The organism is Prochlorococcus sp. MIT 1011 (assembly GCF_047305235.1).
GTDB lineage: Bacteria > Cyanobacteriota > Cyanobacteriia > PCC-6307 > Cyanobiaceae > Prochlorococcus_B.
On record NZ_CP138983.1, the window covers coordinates 1171780 to 1188124 of the forward strand.

Here is a 16345-nt window from a genome sequence, read left to right on the forward strand (position 1 = left end):
TCATATCTTTTAATAACATCTAAAGAAAAGATGACTGAAATCAAGGATGCTGTTTCGATTCAATTCGTTAAGGGGAAGAACGAAAAAGGCCATCCTGAAATACGTTTATTCAGGGACTTAGATGGCAAAAAAGGTAAAGCAGTATATAAGTTTTTCAATCCCAAAACAATCACACTAGAGAATTTTAAATCGATACAAAAAATGTACTTAATTGATAAAGAAGGTGAGCTTCTAGCAAAAAAAATTAATTTGTCTATTTCAGAGAATCATATTAAAGAAGTAACGTCTACATACAACTGGAATTCAGAAAAAGAATTTGAAAGATTCATCCGTTTTTCTATAAGGTATTCAAATTCATTGACTAATAATTAAATATTAACATTGAAACTAACTACTTTACTATCATTTACAGCTTCAATAATTTCTATATTGATTTTATGGAGCTTAAAAGAAATACTCATACTATTTTTTGCTTCGATAGTTATAGCAATGGCTCTTTGCACTATTACTGGTAAAATTCATGATTCCTGTCATATCCCAAGATGGATATCTTTAGGGATAACAATAATATCCATAATACTATTTTCAAGTGTTTTAATAGTTATAATAATACCTCAATTCACAAGTGAATTTCAAGAATTAATCAATCAAATACCATCAGCGGCAAGTAAACTATGGGAGCTTTTAATTAATACATTTTTTGATTTTGCAGAAATTATATATAAAGATAGTATCCCAAATCTATCTGACAGATCACTCCTAACAAAACAGCTTAGTATTATCCCAGACAGTTCCACACTAGCTAATGGCGTAACAGATAGTATTACAAAGTTAATAAATATAATCAGCAATGTTGGGATAGGAATTCTTCAACTGTTTTTCATAGTCTCTGTTGCGCTAATGATAACGTTGCAGCCAAATTCATATAGAGAAGTTGCTATATTATTAGTTCCATCATTTTACAGAAGGCGTGCAAGAACTATTTTGTTGACATGTGGTAATGCCTTAAGTAGTTGGATGGTTGGAGTTGTACTTAGCTCAATATGTGTAGCGATACTTGCTTCTATTGGACTTTATTTATTAGGAATAAAATTAGTAATTGCTAATGCTTTAATTGCAGGTCTTTTAAACTTCATTCCAAATGTTGGACCAACAATTAGTACTATTTTCCCTCTTTCTGTTGCATTACTAGATACTCCATGGAAATCACTTGCTGTTTTAGGCTTATATATAGTTATTCAAAATATTGAAAGCTACGTAATAACACCTTCAATAATGCACAAACAAGTAAAGTTGCTTCCAGGGCTAACAATTACCGCGCAGTTTATATTTACTATTCTTTTTGGACCAATAGGATTGTTGTTAGCAATTCCAATGGCTGTAGTAATTCAAGTATTTGTGAAAGAAGTAATTATTAATGACATATTAGAAAAAAATTATTTTTCTAATCAAACCTAAAGAACAACATGAAAACAATTATTATGCTTCCCAAGCATCAGCCCATGAAGAAATACCTTTTTCTGAATTTTTAGATACATTTCTATCTTTCAAATCCAACCATTCAGACCACATCGAATACAGAAGCCACGCCTGAAATTGACTTTTAGGGCCATCATCAATCAATCTAATTTTATAAGGTTTTAATTTTTTCCACTTCTTATACTGAATTTTCCAAATTTCTTCAGGCATTAGCTTAACAAGATTTCTTATTTGTATATTGTTAGTAGTTTTTTTCTGCAAGCCTAAATGAATATTGTTAAATATATAAAGATTAATTTTATGAATCCTATAAGAAAGAGCTCAAGATACTATTAAAAGACTAATTGATTTTATTAATCATCAAATTCAGGTTTAGGTTTCTTTTTAACCTTACCTGAAAGCAGTTGATGTAGAGCATCTAAGGAGTTATATACCTCTTTAAGCTCAGACAACTCAGGTAACAACCCATACTGACCAAGCATTTGATCCAAGTCTCGAAGCTCCTGCCTGATATAACGCAAGTGAGAACTAACTTCCTCTCTCTTACTAGTAGACATTATAAAATAGATTAAATTGCTTCAATCTTTTAATATAGCTTAAGATAAGTATAGTAAGCGTCTAAATTTTTACAAAGTTTATAAAGTTCGACTATATTAACAGTTTTTAAACACAATTAATTATTTATAAAATATTGATTACTTAAAACTTTGCCAAAATCAATCTATATATATGTCAGCTCAATGAATTCAAAAGATTGCGAAGAGAGCATAATTCCTTTTTTGTAAAAAAATAAGAAATATACTGGGATATAACCAAGAGATGGTTAAGAATATATATATGGATCATCAAAGAAGAAAAGACCTAAATCTCAGACTAGGCAATTTAATAATTGCAATATTTCTTGCTACTGTTCCCACAGCCATAACTTATGGCACTCTTAGTTTTCATGGTTTAAATATTTGTAGAACCCTTAGTTCAAAAGTAGCAAACTCTAGTGAAATCAAAAAAAATTGCGACAAAGCTTCTTGGGATACTACAAAAAGTTATATATTTTTAATTGGATTTTTTATTACTTTACCAACCTGGATGTGGTTTTATTGGTCAATGAAAAGAAGGGAAACTGATTTAAAATAAATAATTATTAATTATGATGACAAGAAACTAGAGAAAGGAAAGTCAAAAAATTTCTCTTGCTTTGGTTTATTAGTAATTTCTTTTTTGTTCTTAATTTCAGCATTTAAATTTCCTTTTTCAATAGAAATACTTTCAAGAGGGTTTAACTTATTTACAAAGATTTCGTTAATCAAATAATCAGCCGATAAATTGCCAGGGCCTAGCAGAATTATTGAAATAGCAGAGGAAAAATACAGAGCGAGTAATTCTAAAAGGTAAATATTAAAACCTGAAGTAACCAAAGCATGATAAATCGCTACACTCATTGTCCCTAAGATTGCAAATGCCCCCAACCTTGTCCCAAGACCAATTATCAATGACCAACTCCCAACTATTTCTGAAGCAGCAGCTAAGTAAGAGAGAGTTACAGGAAAAGGCAAGTGAAGGGGACGAACAAAAGCGTCAGCAAAATTATTGATGTCATTTAATTTTTCAAATCCATGATGGATCAGAAGCGCACCAGTAAAAACTCTTAAAAGAAGGATGGCCAAATCCTTGAATACTGTTTTAAAGAGAATGGAACTAAGCAATTTAACCTAAATTCATCAAGGTGAACTTTAATTACATAGGGACATAAAGCGTGGATAAAAAATGCTCCAAGAAGGAGGATAAGTATTAATACTCAAGCATTGGCCGTTGCTCGACAAGCAAAGAATTGAATTAGTTCGAGGAAAACGAATTGGCATTTTTACAAATATTAAGTGTGAAACTTTTCTCAAGGGATATTTTTCTATCGGGCCTTTTGTGCAACTTAAAAAAAACGAATAAATAAATCACTGAAAATAGTATTAATACTCACAACAAGATTACAAACGTTATATTAAAATTTTTTTTAATTAGTTATTTATTGTGAGCACATCTCTCCTGGCGGCTACGGCATCTGTAGGAATAATATTGATTGCAATACCAGCCTTGATTGCTTCGCTTGGATAAATTATTTGCATAACATCAAAGGCTAGTAAGTTTTTTTTGTTTAGCCGAAATTGCATTAGCGGCAACCCAAGCACTAGTCCAGCAATGTTGAAAATTGAAACCACCAGTTATACCATCAATATCTAATACCTCGCCTGCGAAGAACAAACTCTCACATATCTTACTTTCCATAGTTTTGAAATTAATCTCCTTAAGTGATACTCCCCCAGCTGATACGAATTCCTCGCCAAAAGGACCACGGCTGTTTATTAAAAAACTTTTCATTATCAAACATTTAACTATGGAATCTTTTTGGTATTTGGATAAATCCGCCCATTTTAATTGACTATCAATATTTAAGTTTAATAGAAGTGCTCGCCATATGCTTCTTGGCAAATCTTTGAAGGGTTTATTATTTAATACAACCTTCTTACCATTTTCTAATTTATATAAATCAAGTTTTGACCTGACCTCATATTCCGTCATGCAAAGCCAATTTATTCTTAACTCACCCTTATATTTATTAGCATGTAGATTTCTAGCACTAAAAGCAGAAAGACGAAGAATAACAGGGCCACTAAAGCCTTTATGAGTTATGAGAATAGAACCAGTTTCAGTATATATTTTTTTATTAACTGTAAGCTTAATCTGAACATCTAAAGTTACACCTGAACAAGATCTTAATAAATTTTCAGGAGTAGATAATGAAAAAAGGGATGGAACAGGTTGAATAATTGAGTGCCCAAGACTCTTCGCCAATCTGCGTCCGCTAGGATGACCACCAGTACAAATCAAAATATTTTTTGATTCAAAAACATTGTTTCCTTTAACAAATAAATTAAAACCCACTTTTTTTATGATTATTTTCTTTACATGTGAATTAGTGAATACCTTTACACCTGATCTTTTCGCAACATCTGTTAAACATTTTATGACGTCTTCAGAAGAATCAGAACAAGGAAATACACGTCCGTCTTTCTCAATTTTAAGATCAAGTCCTTTATTCTGAAACCAATCAAATGCCTCTGCAGTAGAAAATCTATTAAACAATCCTAATAGTTGCTTATCTCCCCTAGGATAATTATTTACTAAATCAGATATATCCCAACATGAATTAGTTAAATTACATCTACCACCACCGCTTATTCTAACTTTTTCAAGTACTTTTGGTGTGCCCTCTAGTATAACAACAGATCTAAGACCATTACTAATAGCAGTGATTGCTCCCATAAAACCAGCCGCACCACCACCAATAATGACAAGATCTGATATCATTAAATAATAGAATTCAATGAATTATATTTTAATGAAATAATATATAATTCTTCTATTTATTACTTTTATTTATTGAAAAAAATTAGAATTAAATGAAATCAGAAAACAATATGATCTAATTTAATTTAAAAGAGAAAAGATTTTAACTATGAACACATTGTCTTGAAACGCAGTTGAAATCTTAATTTAGTTCTATTTTGTTGTATCTTTTGAAAAAAAAATATGGCTGGTCCTAAAAGAGATGAAGCAAAATCTATTCTTTCCTATGTGCGGCAAGAACTTAGATACATGGACGAAGATCTGAGAAACGATGGTTTGCTTCCCGAATTGTCATCACTAAGATCAGTATATGAACAACTTTCAACTTTACTAGAGCTTTCTGACGGGAGGAGAAAAAAGAAAGAGAAACCAGAGTTTCCTGAAGACAAAAAACATTAAAAAGCTCCAGTCAAATTAATATACCTAAATACTCAATTTATTTAAAAATAAATCCTTGAAGGATTATTTAACCATCTCTTTTTTTTTATAGAAAAGCACTGTAATAGTCTATTCTGGAACTGTACATATCCAAAAAACTCAAATCAAGAAATACCTCTTTTTGTTGAACAAATGCCTAAACAACATAGAAATTCTGGTGGTGAATCTAATCTTCTAGGCTTTATGAGTAGAGTTCATTTCTGGGAAAAAGGGGAGATGGCATATTCAGCTCTAAGAAAAATTAATGAGCATAAAGCTAATAATGAATTGGAGAAAGCTAAAATAATGTTAGATGATTGGATTTTATAAAAATAATACGTCAAGAAATAAATAAACCAATTGAAATTCAACCAATAGGTAAAGTAAGTTAAATTTTCTGTTATATAGATATGTATCCCCTCCATAAGGAAAAGGATTGGCTATCTTCCCTCAATAAATGCTCATCAAACGATAACCAAAATTGCAATTAAAGAAAAACTAAGCCAATAAAAAGTGGTTGGTATATTAGTTGAGGAGGCCTTGATTGCTAGAAATGAATTAGATGTTCTTAATTCTAATGATTTCAATAAAAAGAACCTTTTTAGCGAAAAAAGTAATCTGGATAAATCATCATTCAAATATATTAATTTAGATGAGTTAATATCAGACAAAGGTGTAAGTTATAAAACAAATAATTATAAAAATCATTCAGAAGATAATTTATTCGAACCAAAAGGAAAACATAACGAAGAGTTATTTGAACAGTTTAAACAATTTATTACGTTTCAAAAAATGATTCAGAATAAACAATAAAAATATTTCTAAAGTAATTGAAAAATATCTATCTAAATCCAAAAAAAACTCAAATAGTAAAACATTCAAAGAATGCAGAGATCAACAAAAATCACGCATAAAGCAAATCAATGGACTAGAAAGTATAAGTATTAGTTCTTCTAAGGATCACCCAACAAGTTTTTTTTATAAGAAATCTTAAATATAAAAATGACAACAACAACAACTCGCCCAAAATCAAACTCATCTAATCTCCTAGAAGAAGCCTTAAATCAGCCTCCTATTGGTGAAACAGCTAATTTCGCATGGAATGCAACACCTTTAGGGATAGCAGCAATTTATAAAGGAATTTCTCCTTCAAAACCTCCATATGAGCAAGCAATTAAAGAGGGTGAGGAATTAGCTATGGATCTAAGTAGAGAAGAAAAAGAATTTTATCTCACTCAAAAAGGGCTTGCACTTATTTTCTACTCTTAGACATAAATCAAAATTTTATAAATTCTAATCAAACAAATTTCAGTTAGGACTTATTAATTGTCTTCAACAGATGAGTCTATGACCCACTCTTCAGATAGTCCAAGGAGAACAAGAGCTTTGTCCTCCCAATCTGTATCAATTGACCAATCGTAAGGTACTTCAAAAGATATTTTTATCTCATTTTTATTTTTAGTATATGTTTTACTTTGAGGGAATGTTTTACTAGAAATTTCGTTTTCTAATATAAACATATCGTTGGAATTAACGTATTCAACATATCCCAGACTCTTTATTTCATCCTCAAACTTGAGTTCCAGTCTTACATTAAAACAATGAGCATCATCCCAGTCTGAATAGTGTGAAAAATATTTATCCCAGGAATTTGACATTTTAAATTCAAAACTACAATGGCTATAACACTCAAGGATAATAAATATTATCCAAATCAACTATTGAAAGTGTAGTAAAATTATAAAAATTTAAACTAATTAAAACACAAAAAGTATATAAAAAATATAAAAAAGGATTTTTAGTTCGTAAATGTAAGGAAATTAAATCCATTAAGAACCCAAGTACCCAAAGTTAGCAAGCTGAATCCAGCAACGAACATCATCAAGGCCGCAGCCTTATATCTTGTAGCCTCTGCCCCTCTCCTAAGTAGAATGGTATCAGCTGCAAAAGAATTTGTTTGAATGACAGGCTTTTGTACTGTTTTTTTTCTTGATGAGAACATTTTCATTTATACGTTCCTAAACAAATTAATGGAATTTATCTTCGACCGCGAAGAATCCACAAACAAAAAAAAGTGCAACGCAATAATTGAAAAAAAGGGGAACGCAAGCAGAATCAAGCACGTGTTTTAGCATGAAACAAATATGGTAGGAAAAACACTTATTTCAGAAGATAATTAATTCAATTACCGAAATGAACGGCTATAAAAGAAAATAAATATAAATAACGTGAAAAGCAGATAAAGAGATTAATTTAAATTTAATAATAATTTTTATTCAAGAAAGTTGTTTTTTAATATTTTCAAATGTTCATCTGTATAAATTCTGGTTTCAATTATTGGAAAGATATTATTCTCTTTATAAGCTATTAAAATTTTTTTTACAACGTTATTAGCAAAGTCTGTTGAGTCTAAGAATTCACTTGAACAATAAACACCTTTCCAAGGACGAAACTTAAATCTAGCTAGAAATTGCTTAGATGGAATTAAAATACTACCAAAAAGCTTTATATTTTGTTCTTCTGAGTAATTTTGTTTAGTAGAATAAATTATATTTTTTAATATTTTAATTCTACTTTTTAGAAGTTTATAATCCGTACCAAATTGAATCCAAATAGAGCTGACTAGACCTGATTCGAGCTTCTTTTCTAATCTTATAATCTCTTCTTTAAACAAAAAATTGGGTAAGTAAGGGTTAAATGCCACTCCAATAGCAATATCTTCACTCTTTAATAGGGGATTACATTTAAGGAAAGACAAAGTTGACAAAGAGTCTAATGTCGATCTTTTTTGAGAACCAGAAATAAGAAGAACTTCCTTACAACCTAAATGATTTACGACCTTAAGAAAATTAATAAATGAATCTTGAGTATTAAGCCTATTTTTTCTAAATTCATGAAGGATACTAAAATGAGGAATTATATCTATACCTGGAAACTCATCTTTTGAAATCTTAATTGAGTCTAATAGAAAACCTTTTTTTAAGCTATTTTTAGAAGGAATATTAATTTTATAGAGATTATTTCTTTTATAAAAAGATAGAATTCGGCGAAGTTCATCAAAAGATTTAAAAGAAATTTCAAACCTTATATTATTCAAATCAAATAATATATCTTTCATTATTAATGATCTCAACTTAATTATAATAATAGTAAGCTAAGAACAATTTAAGGGGATTTCCAAAAAAAATTTAGTAATTTAATTTTTTCATCATAATCAGTATATTTAGTAAGCATATTTTTCAAAAAAATATCTTAGTTAAAGCAATAATATCTAAAAGCTAAACGACAAAAATCTGATTAGAAGGTTCATGAAATAAAGGTCAAAAATGATCCTATATTAATATAGGTAAATAGAATGTATTAAACCTGGAAGAGATAGAAAGAGAAATATAAAAGACAAACAATTGGGCAAACGAACTCATAGACTTGCGATAGTGATAAAACTGGTAAAAGATTCAAGCTCCAATAATTACAAAATCAATGGTAGTAAACGTCAATTTATCAGAAAATTTCTAGAGATCTATGTTATTAATCTTTTTTCTTGCATTTTTTATCCTAATTGTTCCATGATTATTTTCAGAAAAACGTTCATTTGCGTCTTTTACTAATATAACTGATAAATCCTTTACATTGAAAATAAAATTCTTTTGATTCAAATACATTTGAGTTATTAATTCCTTGATTTCTAAATTAAAGTTCGTACTTGACAACAAGAGAATTGAGGTCCATGAAGTAATGACAGCAGAGAATATAAGAGACAACTTAATAATTTTATGGAAAGTATTTAGCAATTTGAAAATAAAAAAACAAACGTATTTATGTTAACTAATAAAAAGCAGAATGCACATTCCAAAGAAGAATTTCAGGAAGTCTTGCTCTTTTCACAATTAAATTCAACCCAATTAGCTTCAATCAATTGCTGCCATGTCTTTTCTGAATCTTGTTTTGTGACCTTTCTTCTGCTTTTAAACTTCATAGGTTTGCCCTTTGGAACAACTCCCCACATATCAATAGTGAAATCGGTAGCGATGTATTCATTAGATACCTTTTTAAAATCAAAATGAATAGCCCATTTATTGTGAGGATCAATAAGCCATCCTTTAGGGGCTTCTAAGTTTTCTACTTTTGCCATCAATAAATATAGTCTTAATTTTGTTTTTAATTAAAAAATGAGGCTTCGTCAAGCCTAAGAATCTAAAGTGAAGTTGAAGAAGCAAAAAAATTATTATTTAAAAAATTTGAAAAAATAGATATAATAACTTCATACAAACAACCTAATAAGATGTCCTCTGAAGCTGGCAGCACTCAATGTCGAGGGTTAATAGAGGCGAAAGAAAGCCTTATAAAAGCCATGAGCTCGCTTGGCGCGATTGACAAAACAGATCAAATACAACAAACATTACGTGATGTCTATAAGGAATTGGAAATTCTCCATGAATCTAGAAGAATAAAAGAATCGAACAATCTAAATTAAATACCTATACAAATAAATTGATTTATAAGAACTAAAAAGGAACAAGAATAATATCTGTATGAACAACAAATTATTATTAAGTAAAATCTTTAGTTAGTATTGTTTGTGAATAACAAGATTTAGAATTATTAAAGAATTTAATTAGAAATACTTTAATAAATGAATCAAAATTTATATTATTAAATTTAATAGCAGAAAAAGATTGATCTAGCTGATAAAATAATTAAAAGAATTGTTTAAATGTCTAGTAAAGATATTGAAATCTGCAAATTAGAAGATCTTGATAAATTGAGATCTGCTCCTAAACTAAATAAAAATCAGTCAGAAAAACTTTTCCATGAGTTGAGAAGTATTATTAATGAATCAGATTGGTTAACAATAGGAATTATGTCGCCTTCATTAGAAATAGGAATGAATATAATTAGGAGAATAGAAAAAAAATTTGAATGCAATAAGATGGAATGCGTCACATTGCCTAGTTCAGAAGGGCCAATATTCTTAAAAGCCAATCAAAAAACAGGTGAAATTCACGCTAGAATTGAATTTGGATTAGGAGAAGGGATATTAATTAGTTGTCAACACTATGATAATTCATTGACCTCTAAAACTATTGGTCCTTTTCCATTAGATTTCTTTGATTAAAAATAATAATTAATCAGTTAGAATAATAAGTTAATATTTTAAGGAAATAAATCTAAAAATAATCAGAAAGATAGAATGATGTCAGAAGAAGTGCTATCCTTATATTGTTAATAAAATAAAAAATTTAAATACCTTGCAAAAAACTCAAATTTATTGAAATATAAATGAATCAAATTTTTTACTACTTTAAAACCACTAGAGAAGATCTAATAAACTTATCTTTCTGTCTAAATGGATAAAGAAAGAGGAAAATTCTATCAATCTGGGGACGGCTCTTATTTTTATTCAGCTGATGATGCCTCCAAATGGGATCTTCTTGATAGGATTGGTCAACTCAATCTCCTTCATGTTTTAAAAAAAGAATGGGAGCCTGAAGAAACAAGTCAAAGTAAATTAAGAAAAGTTCTTCAAGAAATAAATATTGATGAGTTTGAGGATTTCATGGCAGATATACTTGGAATATGCGAGTCATTCGAGGAGATGGTATATGAATTTGAAGGTAACATAAATTTAAGTCCCGAATATTTAGAGAAGGTTTACCCAGAAGAAAAAGAAAGTCTAAAAAAGTTAAAAAAACAAATAAAAGAACACAAAGAATGGAAGGAAAAACATCAAGCTTCATATCCTTTCCTAACAAAAAAGCTCTTAGAAAAGAATGAAAAGGACAATAATGAATATAATTAATAATTTACTGATTAATTGATTGATAACCTCTACTTAAAATCAACTTAGACAAGGAATTATATAGTTGATTTACCTAATATTTTTTTGATATTTATATGGTTTGATAAAGTTTGATTTATTCTAAAAGCTATCTCTAACTTAATTTACAACCTATATTAATAGAATTCCTAACGCAACTTACTCTTTGCATATCTAATTAAAAAAAATTAATATGAAGAATATATTTTAAAAATATATATTATTAAAGATACTAATTGAAACAGAATTAATTGAAAAATGAATATATATAGATGATGATTAATATATTAAATAGTTAAACAATAAAAATTTCTCATAAGGTTGATTGGATATATATGGAATAAAATTTATAATTGAACTTTTGTTGGTCAAAGAAATTCACTTTCTAGGTGCCAGATTTCTGCTTGCAGACTTATAATTTTGATAAAAATCATATTAAAGTGATTTTACCTACACAATCTAAAAAAAAATCCATTATAGTCTTAACAAATATTTACAAATTTTTTTAGCTTTCCCCCAAGATCGCAGCTAATGGCATTATCAACCTTTGTTTCCTCTATGGAACTCAGTCCTAAAGCTGAATTTTTAGGGAAAGATTTCTAAATTCATCTCTAAGCATCAAATTTACATAAAAAAATGACTTCTACTAATCCAAAATCAACAAAGTTGATAAACAGAGATGATGTAAATGAAATGATAGAGAACGCAATAAGAAGACATAATCGAAGATCCACAATAATTTCAGCCATACTTGGATGGATACTTATTGGAGGGTATTCATTTGGACTATTTCACGTAGTTCAAAATATATGATAAGCATAGTTAAATATTGTTAGTAAAAATATCGTTTAAACTTTTCTAATTATGATACTAATATTATACTGAGTTGTTAATTATATATATAGTAATTTATTTTTCTATAATTTGATAAATTTTAGTGGAACTTATTTCCACTAGATAAGATAACTTCAAGAATATTGTCTTAAGTTATTTACTATCCAATACTGCTCCATTTGTCTTGATAAGGGAGTTGATAGTCTTCCTTATTCATTGGTATCCAACTCCAATCACAGCATATTGAGACTTGATAACCAATTACATATAAAGCTAGAATTGCATTGAATAAATTAATATGCGAGATAGGTGTATCCATAATTTATAAAAAATATAAAATATCATAGCTAATGTATAATATAAATTGAACTTCCAATAAATAAAGTGTCTATTAATATATGATTAAATAAGAAAAAATAATTATTAAAGATTTTTACTCTATTTAATATTATATATTTTTTGATTTTCCATGCTAAATATTTACTTACTACTAGTAATTGGAACTGTAGGATGATCAAAGGGATCATCATTCAAAATAGGTGCACATACTTGACGACAAGACTTTCCCTGCTCATCTTCAATACAAACTTCTAAACATTCAAAATATCTGTCTTGTGCTGTTTTCATATTTTTTAAATAAGTAGTAACTAAAGATACTATTCAACGATTAGATTTCTAGATAAATTAACAAAACTTTTTTAGGTAAATGCACTTATCGACGATCTTTTAAATGAAATAGTATCTCCGAAGATTTTTTATTAGCATCACATGCTAATACACATTGTGTTAATTCCTTATTAGCAAGAAGTTGCAGTATCCTTGCCATATCAATAGAAGATAGTTCTCCATCGGAACTCCATTTAAGAGTTTTTTTTTCTTTGAATGGGATTGTTCATGTCCCTAAAAAGAATCTAAAATACGTTTAGCATATATTTAAAATTTCTATTCTTTTTTTTAGATTGTCTTTATTTTTCGAAAATGTAGGTATAAAACACTATGGTAGTTATTTGTATATGATTTGCTAATTACTTTTCAGGAATGTGTAAAAATACTTTGTTGAAGGTTGAGATAAAAAATCTAGAATTCAAGAAATGTTCTTACCATAAATGATAAGTGGTATTTTATAAAAATAAATCAGCTTGCTGATACTGAATTTAATTCAGTAACTAAATTTTTTTCACTCTGGTAACTGCGAGTTTTAATTTTTAAGTCTTTAAGAAAAAACTTAGCAAATTGTTGAGTTTTTTTCTTTTCCATCAAAATGCATCAATAAAACCGATTAACTAAAAAAATTATTAGTAACACTTTTTAATATAGCGTGCGAAACAGATTTCCGTGAGTGAAAACCGAACAACTAATTTTTTGAAGCTTTGATTTATTCCTCAACTTTATATTCTTTAAGATTACTTATAAACCTATAGGTATATGAATAAAATAAATCAACTAAGAGAAAATATAGTATAAAAATAATTTTACTCCGTTTAATGGGATATAATATATATTCCTAGTGTTCTAATTAAAATCAGAAAATATTTATCTTATATATTTAATTCTAATTAGTCGATCTAGTCCAACTTTTTCTAACTTTTGATTTTTTATCGCCTTTAAATACAAAAACCATTAGCAGCGGAGCAATTCCCATCAGTGGAACTACAAGATTCATTGCATAGTTATGGGTTTCTTCCATTTCTACAAAAATAATATAATAAATTCTAATTAATTTTCATGATGTGTTAATGCGTAAAAATTCTCATTGATCTGCAATGAACAGTCTAATTTAAAGACAATAAATTAAGGTTTTTCAAAACTCTGCTATTCCTGCATTCTCTAATTTTTTTTAGATAAAATACTAGAATTCATTTTTATATAAAAAAATGAACAATGGTTCTTTTATTATTGACTATTTATCTCCTACAGGATTAATTGGTTTCTGGATACTATTCATAGGATTCATATTCACAGGTATTATGTTCTATTACGTCTTTTTCAGACTTAATGAAGATAAAGATTCATACAAGGATAGGAAAAGAAAAGAATTAGAAAAAGAGAGTCAAAAAGAAAAAATAGCTAGGCTTTATCCAAAATGAAATACTATAAATTTAAATAATGTAGATCAGAATATTTTAATTCCATTTTATCAAAATCGGATGAGTATTGTTTATGAGATGCAAATTCATAATTAATTATTGATCGTTGGATCCTAATTCATTGGTTATTAAATCTAGATTTTATAACAGGTCGAAAAGAGCTCTAACGAAGAGAAATGAGATTTTCAAGCAAAATAATCAAACTTCTATTACATCTCGTTTTTCTTCAGAGGATTTTTTTTTTTTTTTGCTAATAAAAAGAGATAATAAGAGGAGAAAAGAAAGGCTTCTAATTAATGGGAGCCTATTTTAATTAAACCTATGGCTTCGAATCAAGCGAACACTGGTATTAGTCTTAATGAAAAGTCCCCGTTTTCAACATCCGAGAGGCAGGTTCCCGCAGCTTTGACAATGATGGTCGACTCAATGAAGAGTATGGTTGAAAGAGCAAAAATCGATCTTGAGAATGTTGATCAGCGAGCTAGAGCGGACCTTGAGAACATCGATCAAAGGGCAAGAAAAGATGTTGCCCTTCTCGATCAAAGAGCAAGAGAAGATATTCAAAAAGTTGATCAAAAAGCCAGAAAAGACATAGCCATTCTTGATAAAAGAGGACGAGAAGATCATGAACTACTGAGAAAGGTACGGCAAGCTAAAGGATTAGCCTCTTAATATCAATTGTTTGTATTGTCCAAAACGAAGGGTATTTCAAAAAAAAGATTAGATACTTAGTTATTTAAATTTTTACTAAATAATTTATGATATTAACCCGTTGAATTAATAGTTAGTACCGCTTTGCCGTAAGGCCCAAGAAGCATCGACCTGGAAGAACCAGAGGGGGAATCAAAGTGGAGCTTCGTTTCCAGAACAAGCTGGTATACGTTACTTTCACGACAGCTTCCCCATATCGAAAGAGAGTCAGATCAGAGCACTTTAGAAGGCCTTTACCAACAAAGCAGTACTTATTCAATCTAAACCAAACAGCATCAAGAGGTAGGCCAAATTGACCTAATGGTTTTTAAAACATCTAATGCTTCTTTTTTTCTAGACAAAGCATCTTTATTATTCAAGAGATAAGTAACGTGTCCAAGCTTTCTACCTTTTTTTTCTTCCTCTTTTTCATACCAATGAACATTCACACCAGGAATACCCCTTAAATCATCCAACCTCTGAGTTAGTGATATAGGATAGTTGCTTTGCAAACCAAGCAAGTTTGCCATTAAAGCACCATTTACAAGCATTTCAGGGATAGGAGTATCAATACCAGAAGCGATACAAATTTGTTGATCAAACTGGCTGCTACTACAAGCATCTATAGAAAAATGACCCGAGTTATGAGTTCTTGGAGCTATTTCATTTACAAGTAATCCTTCAGATCCATAGAAAAATTCAATAGCTAGAACTCCAACATAGTCCAACTCAGCCAGTAAAGAAGATACGATGTTCTTCACCATAAGCTCAACGTCATGTTTGATGTCAGCTGGAGCAAGAACCCAGTCACATACTTGCTTAGATTGAAAAGTCTCTACAATTGGCAAACATCGAACAATTCCTTTTGAATCCCTACTAGAAACAATTGATAATTCTTTATCGAAAGAAACCCATTTCTCTAACATCCATTGTTCCTTCGTTTGAACCTGAATAAATTCTTGAAGTTGCTTTAAATTTTTAATAATTTTAGTTCCTTTGCCGTCATATCCACCTTTTGCAGCTTTTGCCATCAATGGGAATTCCCAATCGGAAGGAATCTGAATTTCCGATGATTTTTCTAAGGGTATAGGTAACCAATCAGGGCATGGAATATCAAGACTGTTCAACAACTCTCTTTGAGTTATTTTATTAATTAAAGGTTTTATAGATTGAAGCCTGGGGACAAAAGAAACTCCATTGTTTTGAAGAGAAATTAAGCTTGGTATATCAACCCACTCATTCTCAAAAGTAATCATGCGGGACTTTTCCGCAAGAAGTTTTGTGCCCTCAGCATTAGTGGGATTATGCAGAACTACGTGATTTGTTTTTTTGGCGGCGGGATCAGTTTTAGCTCCCGTCTGAACAATGACATCAACATCTCTTTTCTTTCCAGCCTCAACAAGAAGCATTGCCAACTGTCCTCCGCCGACGACCCCAATCATTAGTTCAAGACCTCATTTTTAGAGATTTGTGCACTTGCAGGCAAACAACATAAATTTCGTACAAACAAACAAACATAATGAATGAGTTATGATTTTAATAAAAACATCCTTGATTCACAACCCAAAGAATATTCCACAATTTAATTATTATGATCCTGGAATAAATACTTAACAATGAA

At 29.5% G+C, this 16345-nt stretch carries 24 protein-coding genes and 1 other RNA gene; 13 read left to right on the forward strand and 12 right to left on the reverse strand.

Translation table 11 applies throughout. The features are described from left to right. Positions 1-30 precede the first annotated feature (30 nt). A complete protein-coding gene (psb28, locus tag SIB75_RS07160) occupies positions 31-372 on the forward strand; it encodes a photosystem II reaction center protein Psb28 (protein ID WP_413682611.1) in 342 nt (113 codons plus the stop codon). Between the two features lie 9 nt (positions 373-381). Beyond that, a complete protein-coding gene (locus SIB75_RS07165) occupies positions 382-1458 on the forward strand; it encodes an AI-2E family transporter (protein WP_413682612.1) in 1077 nt (358 codons plus the stop codon). 21 nt (positions 1459-1479) lie between these two features. On the opposite strand, the gene SIB75_RS07170 is transcribed toward SIB75_RS07165, so the two are convergent. Next, complete coding sequence (locus SIB75_RS07170; protein WP_413682613.1) at positions 1480-1689, reverse strand: hypothetical protein; 210 nt, start codon at positions 1687-1689, stop codon at positions 1480-1482. A 143-nt stretch (positions 1690-1832) separates the two neighbouring features. Then, the gene (locus SIB75_RS07175) at positions 1833-2036 is read right to left on the reverse strand and encodes a hypothetical protein (protein ID WP_011293667.1); all 204 of its coding nucleotides are present in this window, start codon (positions 2034-2036) and stop codon (positions 1833-1835) included. A gap of 262 nt (positions 2037-2298) precedes the next feature. On the opposite strand from SIB75_RS07175, the gene SIB75_RS07180 reads away from it, so the two are divergent. Then, on the forward strand, positions 2299-2613 hold the full coding sequence (locus SIB75_RS07180; protein WP_413682614.1) for a hypothetical protein: 315 nt from the start codon (positions 2299-2301) through the stop codon (positions 2611-2613). Positions 2614-2624: 11 nt separating this feature from the next. Here SIB75_RS07180 and SIB75_RS07185 read toward each other — a convergent pair whose 3' ends face one another. Then, the gene (locus SIB75_RS07185) at positions 2625-3182 is read right to left on the reverse strand and encodes a DoxX family protein (protein WP_413682615.1); all 558 of its coding nucleotides are present in this window, start codon (positions 3180-3182) and stop codon (positions 2625-2627) included. Positions 3183-3600: 418 nt separating this feature from the next. Continuing rightward, positions 3601-4839, reverse strand: coding sequence for an NAD(P)/FAD-dependent oxidoreductase (locus SIB75_RS07190; RefSeq protein WP_413682616.1), 1239 nt, complete (start codon positions 4837-4839; stop codon positions 3601-3603). 222 nt (positions 4840-5061) lie between these two features. Between SIB75_RS07190 and SIB75_RS07195 the strand changes: the two genes are divergently transcribed. The 4 genes from SIB75_RS07195 to SIB75_RS07210 all read left to right on the forward strand — a co-directional run bounded on the left by SIB75_RS07195 (position 5062) and on the right by SIB75_RS07210 (position 6564). After that, the gene (locus tag SIB75_RS07195) at positions 5062-5277 is read left to right on the forward strand and encodes a hypothetical protein (protein WP_269612639.1); all 216 of its coding nucleotides are present in this window, start codon (positions 5062-5064) and stop codon (positions 5275-5277) included. A gap of 171 nt (positions 5278-5448) precedes the next feature. Further along, positions 5449-5625 (forward strand): hypothetical protein, encoded by a 177-nt coding sequence (locus SIB75_RS07200; protein WP_413682617.1) that lies wholly within the window; start codon positions 5449-5451, stop codon positions 5623-5625. 183 nt (positions 5626-5808) lie between these two features. Then, entirely contained in the window at positions 5809-6108 is a 300-nt protein-coding gene (locus tag SIB75_RS07205) for a hypothetical protein (protein ID WP_413682618.1), read from the forward strand. Positions 6109-6297: 189 nt separating this feature from the next. Then, positions 6298-6564 (forward strand): hypothetical protein, encoded by a 267-nt coding sequence (locus SIB75_RS07210; RefSeq protein WP_413682619.1) that lies wholly within the window; start codon positions 6298-6300, stop codon positions 6562-6564. 53 nt (positions 6565-6617) lie between these two features. Here the strand turns inward: SIB75_RS07210 and SIB75_RS07215 are convergent, their stop codons facing one another. The 4 genes from SIB75_RS07215 to SIB75_RS07230 form a co-directional block, all read right to left on the reverse strand. Then, positions 6618-6953, reverse strand: a complete 336-nt coding sequence (locus SIB75_RS07215; protein ID WP_413682620.1) for a hypothetical protein — start codon at positions 6951-6953, stop codon at positions 6618-6620. A 140-nt stretch (positions 6954-7093) separates the two neighbouring features. After that, the gene (locus SIB75_RS07220) at positions 7094-7297 is read right to left on the reverse strand and encodes a hypothetical protein (RefSeq protein WP_413682621.1); all 204 of its coding nucleotides are present in this window, start codon (positions 7295-7297) and stop codon (positions 7094-7096) included. A gap of 270 nt (positions 7298-7567) precedes the next feature. Beyond that, on the reverse strand, positions 7568-8413 hold the full coding sequence (locus SIB75_RS07225; protein ID WP_413682622.1) for a hypothetical protein: 846 nt from the start codon (positions 8411-8413) through the stop codon (positions 7568-7570). Between the two features lie 744 nt (positions 8414-9157). Continuing rightward, entirely contained in the window at positions 9158-9427 is a 270-nt protein-coding gene (locus SIB75_RS07230) for a DUF1651 domain-containing protein (RefSeq protein ID WP_413682623.1), read from the reverse strand. 150 nt (positions 9428-9577) lie between these two features. On the opposite strand from SIB75_RS07230, the gene SIB75_RS07235 reads away from it, so the two are divergent. The 4 genes from SIB75_RS07235 to SIB75_RS07250 all read left to right on the forward strand — a co-directional run bounded on the left by SIB75_RS07235 (position 9578) and on the right by SIB75_RS07250 (position 11926). Continuing rightward, complete coding sequence (locus SIB75_RS07235) at positions 9578-9769, forward strand: hypothetical protein (RefSeq protein ID WP_413682624.1); 192 nt, start codon at positions 9578-9580, stop codon at positions 9767-9769. Between the two features lie 240 nt (positions 9770-10009). Next, complete coding sequence (locus SIB75_RS07240) at positions 10010-10411, forward strand: DUF1824 family protein (RefSeq protein WP_413682625.1); 402 nt, start codon at positions 10010-10012, stop codon at positions 10409-10411. Between the two features lie 231 nt (positions 10412-10642). Then, positions 10643-11095 (forward strand): hypothetical protein, encoded by a 453-nt coding sequence (locus tag SIB75_RS07245; RefSeq protein ID WP_413682626.1) that lies wholly within the window; start codon positions 10643-10645, stop codon positions 11093-11095. Between the two features lie 654 nt (positions 11096-11749). Beyond that, complete coding sequence (locus SIB75_RS07250) at positions 11750-11926, forward strand: hypothetical protein (protein WP_413682627.1); 177 nt, start codon at positions 11750-11752, stop codon at positions 11924-11926. A gap of 181 nt (positions 11927-12107) precedes the next feature. Here the strand turns inward: SIB75_RS07250 and SIB75_RS07255 are convergent, their stop codons facing one another. Both SIB75_RS07255 and SIB75_RS07260 read right to left on the reverse strand, forming a co-directional pair. Further along, positions 12108-12266 (reverse strand): hypothetical protein, encoded by a 159-nt coding sequence (locus SIB75_RS07255; protein ID WP_413682628.1) that lies wholly within the window; start codon positions 12264-12266, stop codon positions 12108-12110. Positions 12267-12427: 161 nt separating this feature from the next. Then, positions 12428-12574, reverse strand: a complete 147-nt coding sequence (locus SIB75_RS07260; RefSeq protein WP_413390191.1) for a hypothetical protein — start codon at positions 12572-12574, stop codon at positions 12428-12430. A 1247-nt stretch (positions 12575-13821) separates the two neighbouring features. On the opposite strand from SIB75_RS07260, the gene SIB75_RS07265 reads away from it, so the two are divergent. Together SIB75_RS07265 and SIB75_RS07270 are read left to right on the forward strand one after the other, a co-directional pair. Next, positions 13822-14034 carry a hypothetical protein gene (locus tag SIB75_RS07265; protein ID WP_413682629.1) on the forward strand — a complete coding sequence of 71 codons (213 nt, stop codon included), beginning with the start codon at positions 13822-13824 and terminating at the stop codon, positions 14032-14034. 321 nt (positions 14035-14355) lie between these two features. Continuing rightward, positions 14356-14706 (forward strand): hypothetical protein, encoded by a 351-nt coding sequence (locus tag SIB75_RS07270; RefSeq protein WP_413682631.1) that lies wholly within the window; start codon positions 14356-14358, stop codon positions 14704-14706. A gap of 111 nt (positions 14707-14817) precedes the next feature. On the opposite strand, the gene ssrS is transcribed toward SIB75_RS07270, so the two are convergent. Further along, a non-coding RNA gene (gene ssrS, locus SIB75_RS07275) (6S RNA) lies at positions 14818-14999 on the reverse strand. Positions 15000-15020: 21 nt separating this feature from the next. After that, the gene (locus tag SIB75_RS07280; protein ID WP_413682632.1) at positions 15021-16166 is read right to left on the reverse strand and encodes a 5-(carboxyamino)imidazole ribonucleotide synthase; all 1146 of its coding nucleotides are present in this window, start codon (positions 16164-16166) and stop codon (positions 15021-15023) included. Positions 16167-16345: the final 179 nt, after the last annotated feature.